Origin of the sequence: Streptomyces pinistramenti, assembly GCF_020564935.1 — a bacterium.
In the GTDB taxonomy this organism is placed as follows: domain Bacteria; phylum Actinomycetota; class Actinomycetes; order Streptomycetales; family Streptomycetaceae; genus Streptomyces; species Streptomyces pinistramenti.
Window position 1 is genome coordinate 161,224 of the sequence record NZ_JAJCXB010000010.1, and the last position, 14,418, is coordinate 175,641.

The window sequence follows — 14,418 nt, forward strand, 5'->3', positions numbered from 1 at the left end:
TCCTGTTCAGACGCCGGTTCGCCACGGCGATCCCGTGCCGAACGAGACGCTTGGAGAACGCGATGGACATGGAAGTCACCGCCTGGCATTCCCTGCACAGCACAGTGACCGCGCAGCAGGGCAAGCGCCGCTTCTCCCGCACCACGCTGCGGCGGATCGCGTCCTTCGCCCGTCCGCACCGGCGCAGACTGCTGTGGTTTCTCCTGCTGAGCACGGTGACCGCGATGCTCGCGGTGGCCACCCCGCTGCTCGCAGGCCGGGTCGTGGACGTGATCGTGCACGGTGACGCCGCCGGCACCGTGCTCGGCCTGTCCGGTCTCATCGCCCTGATCGCGGTCGCCGAGGCGGGCCTCGGACTGCTCACCCGCTGGCTGTCGGCGAGCATCGGCGAGGGACTGATCCTGGACCTGCGCACCACCGTGTACGACCACGTCCAGCGGATGCCGGTCGCGTTCTTCACCAGGACCCGTACCGGCGCCCTGGTCAGCCGCCTCAACAACGATGTGATGGGCGCCCAGCGGGCGTTCAGCGACACCCTGTCCGGTGTCGTCAGCAACTTCGTGACGCTGCTGCTCACCCTCGTCGTGATGCTCGGCCTGTCCTGGCAGATCACCCTGATCGCGCTGGTCCTGCTGCCGCTGTTCGTGCTGCCCGCCCGCCGGGTCGGCCGCCGGCTGGCCGATCTGCGCCGCGAGGGCGCCGACCACAACGCCGCGATGGGCACCCAGATGACCGAGCGGTTCTCCGCGCCGGGCGCCACCCTCGTCAAGCTGATGGGCCGCCCGGCCCGTGAGTCCGCCGAGTTCGCCGCGCGGGCCGACCGGGTGCGCGACATCGGCGTGCGCTCCGCGATGGTGCAGACGTACTTCGTCACCGCGCTGACCCTGGTCTCCGCGCTGGCCCTGGCCGTCGTCTACGGACTCGGCGGATTCCTGGCCCTGCGCGGACAGCTCGAACCCGGCGCGATCGTCTCCCTGGCCCTGCTGCTCACCCGGCTCTACGCCCCCCTGACCGCGCTGTCCGGCGCCCACGTCGAGGTCATGAGCGCCCTGGTCAGCTTCGAGCGGGTCTTCGAGGTCCTGGACCTCAAGCCGCTGATCTCCGAGAAGCCGGACGCCAGGACGGTGCCCGAAGGCCCGGTGTCGGTCGAGTTCGACTCCGTACGCTTCGGCTACCCGTCGGCCGACAAGGTGTCACTGGCCTCTCTGGAGGAGGTCGCCACCCTCGACACCCGGGGCGGCGAAGAAGTCCTGCACGACGTGTCCTTCCGCGCCGAACCGGGCCAGATGGTGGCACTCGTCGGCTCGTCGGGCGCCGGCAAGTCGACCATCGCGCAGCTGCTGCCGCGGCTGTACGACGCCGACGCGGGCGCGGTCCGGCTGTCCGGAGTCGACGTCCGCGATCTGACCGCCGCCTCGCTCCGCGACGCGCTCGGCATGGTCACCCAGGACGGGCACCTCTTCCACGACTCGATCCGCGAGAACCTGCTGCTCGCCAAGCCGGAGGCGACCGAGGACGAGCTGTGGAGCGCCCTGCGCCGCGCCCGGCTCGCCGACCTGATCGGCTCGCTGGCCGACGGCCTCGACACCGTCGTCGGCGAACGCGGCTACCGCCTCTCCGGCGGCGAACGGCAGCGGCTGACCATCGCCCGGCTGCTCCTGGCCCATCCCCGGGTGGTGATCCTGGACGAGGCCACCGCCCACCTGGACAACACCTCCGAAGCGGCGGTGCAGGAGGCCCTCACCGAAGCGCTGGAGGGACGGACCGCCGTGGTCATCGCCCACCGGCTGTCGACCGTACGGGCCGCCGACCTGATCCTCGTCGTCGAGGCGGGCAGGATCGTCGAACGCGGCACGCACGACGCGCTGCTGGCGGCCGACGGACGCTACGCCGAGCTGTACCGGACCCAGTTCGCCGACGCGCCCGGCAGCGCCGACGCCGTCCCGGAGGCCGGCCCCGAGCCCGCCGGGGAAGCCGCGCTGGTGCGCTGACGGACTCCCGGTCCGCACCTCCGCCACGTAGCGGTGCCGAAACCGGCGCCACTACGTGGCGGTCCGCCGTCCGCAGCCCGTGCGATCTTTGTCCCTGTCCGCCCCCTGTCGGTCATCGCCCGACGCGCGCACACTGGCCGTCTGCCGTGAAAATGGGCCGGACCTGCAGGCTCTGCCGAAGGGGGAGGCGGTATGCGCACAACCGGTGCCCGGCGGACGTGGCGGATCGGCTCCCGCTGGCGGCGGAGCGCGGCCGCGCTGTGCTGCGGGGCCCTGCCGGCGCTCACCTTCCCCGCGCCGTCCTGGTGGTGGCTCGCCTACTTCGGCATCGTCCCCTGGCTGCTGCTGGTCAGGACGGCGCCGACAGCCCGGCGTGCGGCCCTTGAGAGCTGGTTCGGCGGCACGGGCTTCATGCTGGCGGTCCATCAGTGGCTGCTGCCGAGCCTGCACGTCTTCATCCTCGTCCTGGCCGCCCTGCTGGGTGCCCTGTGGGCCCCGTGGGGACTGCTGGTGCGCGCGCTGCTCGGCGGCGCCCCGCGGGCGGGCCGCTGCCTGGCCGCGCTGGTCCTGGTGCCGTCCGGCTGGCTGCTGATCGAACTGGTCCGTTCCTGGGAGACGTTGGGCGGCCCGTGGGGGCTGCTCGGCGCGAGCCAGTGGCAGCTGCCGCCCGCGCTGCGGCTCGCCTCGATCGGCGGGGTGTGGCTGCTGAGCCTGCTGCTCGTGGCGGTGAACACCGCGCTCACACAGCTGATCGCGCTGCCACGCGCCCGGCTGCCGGCCATCGCGGGCCTGCTGGTCTGCGCGCTGGCCTGCACCGCCGCCTGGTACGCCGTCCCGCTCCCCCACAGCGACGGCACGGTACGGGTCGCGGTCGTGCAGCCGGGGCCCGACGGCGGGCCCGAAGGGCGGCTGGCCCGCAGCGCATCGCTGACCCGCGCCGTGGCGGGCCGGGGCGTGCAGCTCGTCGTCTGGGGCGAGAGCAGCCTCACCCAGGATCCGGCCGACCATCCGCGGCTGGCCGCCCGGCTGGCCGGGCTGTCCCGCGAGACGGGCGCAGACCTGCTGGTGAACGTCGACGCGCCCCGCGCCGGACAGGCCGGGATCTACAAGAGCGCCGAGCTCGTCGGTCCGCACGGGCCGACCGGTCAGCGCTACTCGAAGATGCGGCTGGTGCCGTTCGGCGAGGCCATCCCGTTCCGGCCGCTGCTGGGCTGGGCGACCCGGGTCGGCAGAGCCGCGGCCGTCGACCGCAAGCGCGGCACCCACCAGGTGGTGATGCCGGTCGCCACCGCGAACGGGCTGCGCATCGGGCCGCTGGTGTGCTTCGAGACGGCGTTCCCCGACATGAGCCGGCATCTGACGGCCGACGGCGCGCAGGTGCTGGTCGCGCAGTCGTCGACCGCGACGTTCCAGGACAGCTGGGCGCCCGCGCAGCACGCGTCACTGGCCGCGCTGCGGGCCGCGGAAACCTGGCGGCCGATGGTGCACGCCACGCTCACCGGCGTCAGCGCGGTGTACGGCCCGCGCGGCGAGCCGGTCGGCGGGCGGCTGGGCACCGACCGCAGCGCGGCCGCCGTCTACGACCTGCCGCTCGCCGAGGGCACCAGCCCCTACACCCGGCTCGGCGACTGGCCCGTATTCGGAGCGCTCGCGGCGCTCGGCCTGTGGGGCGCGGCCGCCGCGCTGCGCCGCGTCACCCGGCCTGGGCGAGCGCGTCGGTGACGACCCGTTCGCACAGCTCGTGGGTACGCAGCGCGTCCAGCGCCGAGGGCCGTACGCCGGCCCGGACGTCGTCGAGGAAGGACAGCACGATCTGCTCGATGCCGCGCTGGCGCGCGACCGGCACCCAGTCGCCGCGCCGCCGCAGCGTCGGCTGCCCCTTGTGGTCGATGACCTCGGCGAGGTTGACGACCTGGCGCCTGGTGTCCTGACCGGAGACGTCGAGGACCTCCTCGGCCGATCCGCTGAGCCGGTTCATGGTGCCGATGGCGGTGAAGCCGTCACCGGAGAGCGTCAGGACGACGTGCTCCATCAGCCCGTCCCGGACCCTGGCGCGCACATCGACGTGATCGAACTCGCCGGGGGCCAGGAAACGAAGGGTGTCGACGACGTGAATGAAGTCGTCGAGGACCAGGGTGCGGGGGTCCTCGGGGAGGCCGACGCGGTTCTTCTGCATCAGGATCAGCTCGCGCGCGTGCTCGCGGCACTGCGCGTACCCGGGGGCGAAGCGGCGGTTGAAGCCGACGGTCAGGCCGACGCCGCGCTCCTCGGCGAGCCGGACGAGGCGCTCGGATTCCGCGTACTCGTAGGAGATCGGCTTGTCGACGTAGGTGGGCACCCCGGCGTCGATCAGCCGGTTCACGATCTCCGGGTGGGCGGCGGTCGGCGCGTGCACAAAGGCCGCGTCGAGCCCCGCGTCCAGCAGCGAATCCAGGTCCGAGTGGCGCTGCCCGCCGGGCAGCCGGTGGGTGTCGCCTACCCGCTGGAGGGTGGCCGGGGTGCGGGTCTGCAGGTGCAGTTCCACGCCGGGCTGCGCTCCCAGTACGGGCAGGTACGCCTTCTGAGCAATGTCGCCGAGCCCGATGCAGCCGACCTTCACACGTTCTCCCGGGGTAGTACCGCGGTCCGCATGGGTCGCATCGCCGCGTGTGCCGGAAGTTTAGAGCCCTCGTCCGAACACCGGCCGGGCGGCTGCCGGGCACAGGCCCCTACGGGACGGCCGGCCTGCCCTCCGGCCCGCGATGCCGTCCAGGCCGCACCGTCGCACGCAGCACCTCTTCACCGCGACACTACACACGTAGTAACACCGCTAAGCTCAGCCCCCATGAGCACCCGCACCACCTCCCGCCTCGAACTCATCGCCGACGCGGCCCTGACACTGCTCGCCGAGCGCGGCATGCGCGGCCTGACCCATCGCGCGGTCGACGAGACCGCCGGCCTCCCCCAGGGCTCCACCTCGAACCTCGCACGGACCCGGGCCGCCCTCCTGGAGGCCGCGGTACGACGGCTGGCGGAACGCGAGGCCGCCGTGCTCACGCCGCACGAGATGCCGGACACCACCGCACCCGGCCGGCCGTCCCAAGCACTCGCCGACGCACTCACCCTCGCCCTGCACCGCTACCTTTCACACCACCGCCCGCTGCTCGTCGCCCGCTACGAACTGGCCCTGGAGGCCACCCGTCGGCCCGAACTGCGGGCGGTCCACGACCGGGCGGGGCGGGCGTTCCGGGAGCCGCTGGCCGCGATGCTGACGGCGGCCGGTTCGGCCGAGCCCGAGCGGCACGTCCTGAGCCTGGTCGCCTGGTGCGACGGCGTGCTCTTCTCCTGCACCGCGGGCCAGTTCCACGCGGCCGCACCCACCCGCGAGGAGCTGCACACCTCGTGCACGGAACTGCTGAACTCGATGCTGAACGGCTAGAGCAGCACCTCCGGGACGTCCGAGGGGCGAGACGCAACGGCGCGCACCCGCCCCGGGCAGACGGCGCCCCGCCCCCTCCCCCGCCCGCCGCGTCCCCTTCCCGCCCCGCCGATCACCCCTGCGGGGACTTCCCCTGCGCACATGCGGCCGCGAGAGTGGCGGAGTGCACCGTTTGCCCGCAATGACTGTTCTGGCGGTGGTGGTCCTGGCGACCACCACCGGCTGCATGACCGTCGCGCCCCGCCCTGTTCCCGACGGTCCTCGCCATGCCGCGCCGCCCCCGCCCTCCGTGGAACCGACCGACACCGGCGTGCCCACACCGGCCGAGGACCGGAACGGGCCGCCGAAACCGAAACCGCCGCAGGACCGCCCCGGAGCGAAGGACCACCGGAAGCCGCCGGCCCACGGCCCCGGCGCGCGGCACCACGGCCTGCCCGGCGGGGCCACCTCGCAGGGCCACGGACGGTTCGTGCCGGCGCCCGGCGGAAACGGCTCGGAGGACCGGGGCGGCGCTGCGGCCCGCCCGGCGCCCACCCACGCACCGCGGCTCGGCGGGCTGCCGGCCGGCACCGATCCGTGTGCGCTGGGCCGGGCGTACGGCCACTGGAAACAGAGCGGACCTGCGCACCGAATCTGCCGGTTGACCTACGGCGGGTGAGGCGCCGCCCGGGCCACCCGGGAACGGGGCTGCCCCGGATGAATGGGCAGAGCTACGACGGCCGCCCGGGGGCATCGCCGATGCGGGCCTCCAGGTGGTCGATCTCGGCGCTGAAGCCGCGGCGGTATGCGCCGTCGGTCAGGGCATCGACCCACACCCGCGCCCGCAGCAGCTGGGCGCGGGCGTCGGCCGGGCGGTCGAGTGCGACGTAATCGGCCGCAAGGTTGAGGTGCAGCGAAGGGATGAAGGCGCGCAGGGCGATCACGGGATGGCACGGGCCGCGGCCGTCGGCGACCTGTCCACCGTCCCGCGCGCCCTCGCCCGCTTCGGGCCGCCGGGTGAGGAGGAAACCCTCGGCGGCCTCCAACGCCCGTAGGTCCCAGTCGAGTTCGTCCTTCGGGTCGTCCTGGGTGTCGGCCAGGTAGTGCGCGAGGGTGCAGCGGTGGAAGGCGTCGCCGTGCGGACCGGTCTCGTGCCACAGGGCGTGCAGGCGGTTGCGTGCCTCTTCCCTGTCGCCGGCCCGGTGCAGCATGATCGCCTGGCCGATCCGGGTCGGCACAGCATCCTCGGACGCCTCCTCCCGCTGCTGCTCCGTCACCGCTCACTCCCGCGTCGTCCGCCGCTTCCTGCTCCCCGACGCTAACCGCCGGGTGGCGCCGCCGCGCGGTGTGCGGGACGGCGCGCGGTGTGCGGGACACCGCGGGACGGGCCCGGCTCAGCCGATGTCGGGGATCCGCCAGTCGATCGGGGTGTGGCCCTGGGCCGCGACCGCTTCGTTGATCTGGGTGAACGGGCGGGAGCCGAAGAACTTCTTCGCCGACAGCGGCGAGGGATGCGCGCCCTGGACCACCGCGTGCCGCTCCTCGTCGATCAGCGGCAGCTTCTTCTTCGCGTAGTTCCCCCACAGCACGAAGACCGCCGGATCGGGGCGGGCCGCCACGGCACGGATCACCGCGTCCGTGACCTTCTCCCAGCCCTTGCCCTTGTGCGAGTTCGCCTCGCCTTCGCGGACGGTGAGTACGGCGTTCAGCAGCAGCACGCCCTGCTGGGCCCACGGCATCAGGTAGCCGTTGTCCGGCACCGGGTGGCCCAGCTCCTCCTTCATCTCCTTGTAGATGTTGCGCAGCGAGGGCGGGGTCTTGACGCCGGGCCGCACGGAGAAGCAGAGGCCGTGCCCCTGGCCCGCGCCGTGATACGGGTCCTGGCCGAGGATGAGCACCTTCACCTGGTCGTACGGCGTCGCCTCCAGCGCCGCGAAGACTTCCTCGCGGGGCGGGTAGACCGGTCCGCCTGCCCGCTCCTGCTCCACGAAGTCGGTCAGCTCCTTGACGTAGGGCTTGTCCAGCTCCTCGCCGAGGGCGCCGCGCCAGGACTCGGGCAGCATGTCGGTCACCACGTAACAACCTCCGGTGTGCGTTCCGTTCTCGTGCACAGAACTTACCGGCGACCACTGACAACGCAGGAACGGGTGGGGCGGGGGCCCCCCCGGGCCGCCGCCCCCCCCCCGGCCGGGAGGGCGGGGGGCCCGCGGCACCTTCCCCTCCACCCGGCCCGGGGGGGCCCCCCCCCCCACCCGCGGCAGGAAGGCCGGGCGCCCGGCTGTCAGACCCCGGCGTTGAGGAACAGGCCGCCGTCGATGACCAGCGTCTGCCCGGTGATCCAGCCGGCGGCGTCGGACAGCAGGAAGGCCGCGGCCCCGCCGATGTCCTCGGGGACGCCGAGCCGTGCCATCGGGTATCCGGCCGCCGCCTCCTCCTCACGGTTCTCGTAGAGCGCCGCCGCGAACTTGGTCTTGATCACCGCGGGCGCGATGGAGTTGACGCGGACGGCGGGCGCGAATTCGTGCGCGAGCTGCATCGAGAGGTTGATCAGCGCGGCCTTGCTCATGCCGTAGGCGCCGATGAAGGGCGAGGCGTTGACGCCGGCGATCGAGGCGATGTTGACGATCGCGCCGCCGTTGTCCTTCTGCCAGGCGTGCCAGGTGCGCTGCGCGAAGCCGAGCGCCGAGATGACGTTGGTCTCGTACACCTTGCGGGCGACGGCCAGGTCGAGGTCCGCGATCGGGCCGAACACCGGGTTCGTACCTGCGTTGTTGACGAGATAGTCGACGCGGCCGAACGCCTCCATCGTGCGCTCCACGGCGACGGCCTGGTGGGCCTCGTCGTGCGCCTTGCCCGCTACGCCGATCACCCGGTCGGCGCCGAGCTGCTCGACGGCCTCCTTGAGTGCGTCCTCGTTGCGGCCGGTGATCACGACCCGGTCGCCGCGGGCCACCAGTGCCTGGGCGATGCCGTAGCCGATGCCGCGGCTCGCGCCGCTGACCAGCGCCACCTTGCCGGAGAGTGCGGGGAGCGCGCTGTGCTGCTCGGTCATGTGCTGTTCTCCTGGGTGGGTGGGGCGGTCAGTTGAGCGGGCCGCCGGCGACGTACATGACCTGGCCGGAGACGAAGCCCGCCGCCTCACCGGTGAAGAACGCGATGGCGTTCGCGATGTCCTCGGGCCGGCCGACGCGCTGCACCGGGATCTGGGTGGCGGCCGCGGCCTGGAAGTCCTCGAAGCCCATGCCGACGCGCTCCGCGGTCGCCGCGGTCATGTCGGTGACGATGAAGCCGGGGGCGACGGCATTGGCGGTGACGCCGAACTTGCCCAGCTCGATGGCGAGGGTCTTGGTGAAGCCCTGCAGACCGGCCTTGGCCGCCGAGTAGTTGACCTGCCCCCGGTTGCCGAGTGCGGAGCTGGAGGACAGGTTGACGATCCGGCCGAACTTGGCGTCCACCATGTGCTTCTGGCAGGCCCGCGACATCAGGAACGCGCCGCGCAGGTGCACGTTCATGACCGTGTCCCAGTCGGTGTCGCTCATCTTGAACAGCAGGTTGTCGCGGAGCACTCCCGCGTTGTTGACGAGCACGGTCGGCGCGCCCAGTTCGGCGGCCACCCGCGCGACCGCCGCCTCCACCTGCGCCGCGTCGGAGACGTCGGCGCCGACGGCGATGGCCTTGCCGCCGGCCGCGGTGATCGTCTCGACGGTGTCCTTGCAGGCCGTCTCGTCGAGGTCGAGTACGGCGACGGCGCGGCCTTCGGCGGCCAGGCGGACGGCGGTGGCGGCGCCGATGCCGCGGGCCGCGCCCGTCACGATGGCGACGCGCTGCTCGGTGGTGGACATGCGGGTTCTCCCTACCCTCGAAACCTCGAACGCCGCGACCAGCGGCTGCCGCACCGCCCCCGAAGGTGAGCAACCGCTTAGTCGCTTCAGCAGGGCTGACGCTAGAAGCCCGGCCACCCGCTGTCAACGCCCACCGCCGCGTCGTTGCCCACCTCACCTGCGCGGGAAGCCGGAAGGTGGCCCGATGCGCGCGAAGGCAAGCCGAAAACGGCTGAACGGCGCCGTACCGGCCCCGCAGAAACCCCGGTCCGACGCCGTCCAGCCACCCCTCAGCGCACCAGCAGATCCAGCAGCCGCTCGGCCTCGACGGCCGGATCGGTGGTGAGGCCGGTGTGGACGGGGCCCGGCTGGACGACGGTGCTGCGCGGTGCGATCAGCCAGCGGAAGCGGCGCCCGGCGTCGTCCTGCGCCGCCTGGCCCGCGCGCTCCCCGCCCTGGCAGATGCCTTCGACGGCACCCAGCGCCGCCCGCACCCCCTCGACGTCAGCGGCCGGATCCAGGCACAGCAGCCTGGCCTCGTCCAGATGCGTACGCGCCTCCACGAAGCGCCGGGCGTGGCAGTAGACGACCACCCCCGCATTGATCATCTCGCCGCGTTCGACCCGGGGGACGACCTTCAGAAGCGCGTACTCGAACACGTCGCGCCCGTTGTGCAGACCGCTCACTTCACTGCCCTCCGCGGCGGCTTGCCCGCCAGCCACTCCGGCGCCCGGGAAGGCTTGTCCGGAGTGCGTTCACCGATCGTGATGTGGTCGCTGATCATCGCCGCGCGGGCCAGCAGCGCGCCGACGTACGCGCTCCGCAGCTCGTCGGCGGACCCGAAGCCGGGCTCATCGACCAGCCACGCGTCGGGCACGTCGGCCGCGATCTCGGCCAGCAGGTCCTCGGAGATCTGCGGCACGAACTCGTCGGCGGCCATCGCGATATCGGGGTCGAAGGTCGCCAGGACGTGATCCGTGGCGTCGTAGGGCTTGACGGACGCCTTCTCAGCGCCGGGCCAGTTGTGGTGCCAGATCATGGTGGCGCCGTGGTCGATCAGCCACAGCTTCCCGTGCCAGACCAGGAGATTGGGGTTGCGCCAGGACCGGTCGACGTTGTTGATCAGAGCGTCGAACCACACCACGCGGCCCGCCTCACGGGCCCCGACCTCGAAGGCGAGCGGGTCGAAACCGAGCGACCCGGGAAGGTAGTCCATCCCCAGGTTCAGCCCCCCGCTGGCCTTGAGCAGCTCCTGGACCTCCTGGTCCGGCTCGCCCAGGCCGATCACCGGGTCGAGCTGCATCAACGCCAGCTCCGGCACCCGCAGCCCCAGCCGCCGAGCCAGTTCCCCGCAGATGATCTCGGCGATCAGGGTCTTCCGCCCCTGCCCCGCACCGGTGAATTTCATGACGTACGTACCGAGGTCGTCGGCCTCGACGATCCCCGGTAGCGATCCGCCTTCACGCAAGGGCGTGACGTAGCGGGTAGCGATGACTTCGGTCAGCATTTCCCCAGGTTATACGGCCTCGCAGCCTGAACATCGAAGGTGTGACGTCGGGCACGTGCGGCCCGGGAAGCTCCGCGATCAACCCTGGGGAGAATCTGGGGAGTTTCAGCCGGGGCACCGCTCTCCCGCTCCACCGAACATTCGTCGATCACGGTGCGCCCCCATGTACGGCCACATCCACGCCTGCGCGCTGCGCGCCGTCGTCGTCCACGGCATTCCCGACCTTCTGGCCGACGGCCCGCTGACTCCGGGGGAGCTGGCCGACCGCTCCAGCACCCCGACGGCACCGTCGCCCTCACCGCCGCCGGCCAGGCTCTGCGTACCGACGTGCCCGGCTCCCAGCGGGACGCGGCCTTGCTGTTCACCGATGACATGTTCCGCCGCTCTGCCGAGAACCTCGAAGACACTCTCCGCACCGGCAAGCCGGGCTTCGACACCGCCTACGGCCTGCCCCTCTTCGAGCACCTGACCGCCACCCCCGACAAGAACCGCCTCTTCGACACCGCGATGTCCTCGCTCACCTCCGGCGTGAACGAGAAAATCGCCGCCAGCTACCCCTTCCCGGACACCGGCACCGTCATCGACGTCGCCGGCGGACGCGGTGGGCTGCTCCGCGAGGTGCTCATCCGGCATCCCGGCCTGGACGGTCTCCTCTTCGACCGGCCCGAGACGGTAACCGACCACCTGCTCAACACCGCAGACCTTTCGGGCCGTTGGCAGGTCCGGGGCGGAGACGTCTTCGCCGCCGCCCCCGGAGGCGGCGAGCTGTACCTGCTGAAGAACATGCTCCACGACTGGCCTGACGAGGACTGCCGGCGCATCCTCACCACCATCCGCCGAGCGATGAACCCCGGTTCGCGGCTGCTGGTGATCGACGCAGTCCTGCCCGACTCCGGCACCCCGCGGCCGGCCGCAGCCCTGGACATCGTCATGCTGATGGCACTCCAAGGGCGCGAACGCACCGCCTCCGAGTTCCAGGACCTGCTGGACCGCTCCGGATTCCGCCTCCACCGCATCGTGCCTACCCAGGCGCTGACCTCGATCATCGAAGCCGAAGCCGCCTGACCCGATGTTCCGTCTCGCCGAATCCAGCCGTGTCTCACTCAACGGTCGGCGCGTGCCCTGTGGGCCACCATCGGAATCACAGACGGTGGCCGCCGGAACATGCCCTCCCCTTTGATCTGACTTGCTGTGACGGGGGAACCCCGAACCCGCCCTCACCGCTCCGGATCTGCACGTGGTGATGTGCTGTGCAAGGTGCACCATTACCTGTACGCGGTACTGAGCTGCACGGTCAGCGCGGATCGAAACTGCCGACCGTATCCCCTCTCGCACGTCCCCCTGCCGCATCCGCCGCCGCGGCGACCACCCTCGATCGATGAGCCCGCGTGTGGCCTGAGGGAGCTGACCGGCGACCATCCACCGGGGCTCGCCGTCGTGCGGCGGCCGGACGTGGACAGAGAGCACCTCACTGCCCCATGGCCGCAGCTTCGTGCCGACCCAGCGCACCCGGACTCCGTCCTTGGCGAACCGCAGGGTGCGCTGGGTGGTCTCGTCCGCAGTGCGCGGCTGCACAACACGGTCGCGACGGCCGCCCGCCTGGCAGGTGATGCTCTGTGATGTGTGGCAGAGCCGTTCAGGAATGTGCTGGCGCAGGGGTCGTGTTCGGGGAGAGCGAGAGGAATGAACCGGCGGCTGTCGAGCGTCTCCGGGCTCCGGCCCACCGCTCCGACGCCCGTCCTCAGAGATTTCCCGCGTACAGATAGAGGAGTAATCCATTCGCCACCAACCTCAAGCACCCCAGCCGCTCACAGGAAGGCGCGAGCTCCGAGCAGGGTTGGCTTCAGGGGGTGCAAAACCCGCTGCACGGGCCCAGCCACAGGGGACCGCAGCCGCGATCGGTCCAGTTGCAATAATACGGTGAGTCGTAGCACACCGTGTCGCAGCTTCCGGTCCCCGCGCACTGGGAATTGCAGTCGAGGACCTGGATGTTGTGATCGCTCCGAGGCGCCGCGCTTTGTGTGTCGGCGGGGCCCAGCGTCATGAGAATCGCCCGCGCCCCGCTCTCGCCGAACGCCGCCACAGCCGCCGTCTCCAGCCCTTCGAGGGCTGCTCCCTGCCGGCGCCCCGCGATGATCTGCGGTGCCAGCCGCGTCGCGTCGTCCAGGACGGCGGACTGCTCGGCCGACAGACCGGGATGCGTCTTCCGGTAGTTCGCGAAGTGCGCCACCCACAGATCACTCCGAGCCGAAGCGGACAGCGCGCCGTAAATGGCGCGCCGATAGTCCGCGGGGTAGGAGACGAACTCGGAGTAGCCGGAGGGCAGTCGGTCGAGGTTGGCCTTCACCCATCGCGACGCCTTACTGCCCTTGGCGCGGGTCACAGCCTGCGCGGGTGTGGCTGCCAGGCCGCCGGTGACCAGAAACGTTCCCAGGGCCAGCCCCGGCACGGCCTTGAGGATTCCTCGGCGGCTCGGGGGCCGCAGCACATCGAGGTCGCGGAGCGCACGCACCACCCGCAGCGAGTCCGACGGCCCCAACAGCCGCGCCAGGCGGAGGGACAGCGCGGTTCCGGTCCAGGCCCGCACCTGGTCGCCGTTGACCGCCAACAGGGTCGGGGCCCACTCGGCCCCTTCCCCCAGGGCACGCGCGCGCAGGCCGCGAATACGGGGTTCCGTGAGGCCCGCGGTGATCAACGTGCCGTCGACGGACACGCGAACCCGATCCACCACTTCTTCACAGAATCGGCAGTCGGCGTCGAATGCCAATATCCACTCGGTCACAAGCTTCTCCCCCTGTTTGTGTGACAACCCGTCCCATGGTGCCCGTCCGGTGTGAGTTTTCACGCCGATCCGTAGCGCGCCGTTCAGCGCTCTTGCGCGCTTCGGGTCTCCCTGAAGAGAAACTATTTACCGAGGCGTCTGGAAGCGTCAATCATTTCGGCGAGAATCGAAACATTTCACACTCACAGGCCGTGCTCACGGCGGGAGCGCACCCGTCACCAATGCACCTATCTGACCTCGATCTTTCTTGATGGGCCGTCGACGGAGTCGGCGGCCCAATCGTTGCCGATGGCCGAGACCGGGCAGGCCGAGGATCCGGGTGTCGTCTCAAGTGGACGCCGGTTTCCACTGCCCCGGGTAAGAGTGATGCTGCTCGCAGAGGGGAACTGCTGGTCAGCCTGGGTTCGGCGGGAGTGCGAGCCGTTCGAGAGCGTCTGCGAACTCGCACGTCCAGGGCCGGTGGCGGGCAAGGTGGAGGAGACGGCGCCGGCCGGTGGTGACGAGCTGGCCGGCCGCGGAGAACAGGCGGAATCCCAAGCGACGCGGTTCCCAGAGTCTCGCCTGGCCGGTCAGGGCGAGCATGGGCATCCGGGCCAGCAGATCGAGCGCCCTCTGGACGATCTCCAGCCAGATCTGATTCTGCGCGGTGTCGTGCAGGGGAAGGTTCCGAATCCCGGTGACCCGGACGGCCCGGATCCGGTCCTCCGCGCGAGCCTGCAACCGGTGACGGAGCTAGAGTTCGGCGATCGACGCAGCACCTGCCGGCTGACGCGGTGGCGGCCTGTGGCGCGGTCTTGTCCGTTCGTGTGTGGTGTGTTTGCGGGACGTGAGTGAGGCGTTGCCGGGACGTCAGCGGCCCCGGGAAAAGTGGTGTCCACACCGCGGGAACGGTCAAAGGAAAGTCCCGCACGAATCGCAGG

The 14,418-nt window shown here is 71.4% G+C and carries 13 protein-coding genes and 1 pseudogene; 5 read left to right on the forward strand and 9 right to left on the reverse strand.

Annotation, left to right across the window (positions count from 1 at the left end; all coding sequences use genetic code 11):
• The first annotated feature begins 62 nt into the window (after window positions 1-62).
• Together LIU39_RS10465 and lnt are read left to right on the forward strand one after the other, a co-directional pair.
• Complete coding sequence (locus LIU39_RS10465) at window positions 63-1,991, forward strand: ABC transporter ATP-binding protein (RefSeq protein ID WP_227046355.1); 1,929 nt, start codon at window positions 63-65, stop codon at window positions 1,989-1,991.
• A gap of 192 nt (window positions 1,992-2,183) precedes the next feature.
• Window positions 2,184-3,713, forward strand: a complete 1,530-nt coding sequence (gene lnt / locus LIU39_RS10470) for an apolipoprotein N-acyltransferase (protein WP_227046356.1) — start codon at window positions 2,184-2,186, stop codon at window positions 3,711-3,713.
• Here the strand turns inward: lnt and LIU39_RS10475 are convergent.
• Entirely contained in the window at window positions 3,685-4,590 is a 906-nt protein-coding gene (locus LIU39_RS10475) for a Gfo/Idh/MocA family protein (RefSeq protein WP_227046357.1), read from the reverse strand. The two genes, lnt and LIU39_RS10475, sit on opposite strands and share 29 nt — an antisense overlap.
• Before the next feature lie 225 nt (window positions 4,591-4,815).
• Between LIU39_RS10475 and LIU39_RS10480 the strand changes: the two genes are divergently transcribed.
• Together LIU39_RS10480 and LIU39_RS10485 are read left to right on the forward strand one after the other, a co-directional pair.
• Complete coding sequence (locus LIU39_RS10480) at window positions 4,816-5,409, forward strand: TetR/AcrR family transcriptional regulator (RefSeq protein WP_227046358.1); 594 nt, start codon at window positions 4,816-4,818, stop codon at window positions 5,407-5,409.
• A 181-nt stretch (window positions 5,410-5,590) separates the two neighbouring features.
• Complete coding sequence (locus LIU39_RS10485) at window positions 5,591-6,067, forward strand: hypothetical protein (protein WP_227046359.1); 477 nt, start codon at window positions 5,591-5,593, stop codon at window positions 6,065-6,067.
• Between the two features lie 52 nt (window positions 6,068-6,119).
• On the opposite strand, the gene LIU39_RS10490 is transcribed toward LIU39_RS10485, so the two are convergent.
• The 6 genes from LIU39_RS10490 to LIU39_RS10515 form a co-directional block, all read right to left on the reverse strand.
• Window positions 6,120-6,665: a hypothetical protein gene (locus LIU39_RS10490; RefSeq protein ID WP_227046360.1), complete on the reverse strand. Its 546-nt coding sequence runs from the start codon at window positions 6,663-6,665 to the stop codon at window positions 6,120-6,122.
• Between the two features lie 117 nt (window positions 6,666-6,782).
• Window positions 6,783-7,451 (reverse strand): uracil-DNA glycosylase, encoded by a 669-nt coding sequence (locus LIU39_RS10495; protein WP_227046375.1) that lies wholly within the window; start codon window positions 7,449-7,451, stop codon window positions 6,783-6,785.
• Window positions 7,452-7,669: 218 nt separating this feature from the next.
• Complete coding sequence (locus tag LIU39_RS10500; protein WP_227046361.1) at window positions 7,670-8,440, reverse strand: SDR family oxidoreductase; 771 nt, start codon at window positions 8,438-8,440, stop codon at window positions 7,670-7,672.
• Between the two features lie 28 nt (window positions 8,441-8,468).
• The gene (gene fabG, locus LIU39_RS10505; protein ID WP_227046362.1) at window positions 8,469-9,230 is read right to left on the reverse strand and encodes a 3-oxoacyl-ACP reductase FabG; all 762 of its coding nucleotides are present in this window, start codon (window positions 9,228-9,230) and stop codon (window positions 8,469-8,471) included.
• A 269-nt stretch (window positions 9,231-9,499) separates the two neighbouring features.
• Window positions 9,500-9,895, reverse strand: coding sequence for a DUF3037 domain-containing protein (locus LIU39_RS10510; RefSeq protein WP_227046363.1), 396 nt, complete (start codon window positions 9,893-9,895; stop codon window positions 9,500-9,502).
• Entirely contained in the window at window positions 9,892-10,716 is an 825-nt protein-coding gene (locus tag LIU39_RS10515; RefSeq protein WP_227046364.1) for a HipA family kinase, read from the reverse strand. Before LIU39_RS10515 ends, LIU39_RS10510 begins: the two co-directional genes overlap by 4 nt.
• Window positions 10,717-11,043: 327 nt before the next feature.
• Between LIU39_RS10515 and LIU39_RS10520 the strand changes: the two genes are divergently transcribed.
• Window positions 11,044-11,781: a methyltransferase gene (locus LIU39_RS10520; protein ID WP_227046365.1), complete on the forward strand. Its 738-nt coding sequence runs from the start codon at window positions 11,044-11,046 to the stop codon at window positions 11,779-11,781.
• A 778-nt stretch (window positions 11,782-12,559) separates the two neighbouring features.
• Here LIU39_RS10520 and LIU39_RS10525 read toward each other — a convergent pair.
• A complete protein-coding gene (locus tag LIU39_RS10525) occupies window positions 12,560-13,498 on the reverse strand; it encodes a bacteriocin fulvocin C-related protein (RefSeq protein ID WP_227046366.1) in 939 nt (312 codons plus the stop codon).
• Between the two features lie 393 nt (window positions 13,499-13,891).
• Window positions 13,892-14,230 (reverse strand): annotated as a pseudogene (locus tag LIU39_RS10530) (transposase); the annotation flags it as partial.
• Window positions 14,231-14,418 lie beyond the last annotated feature (188 nt).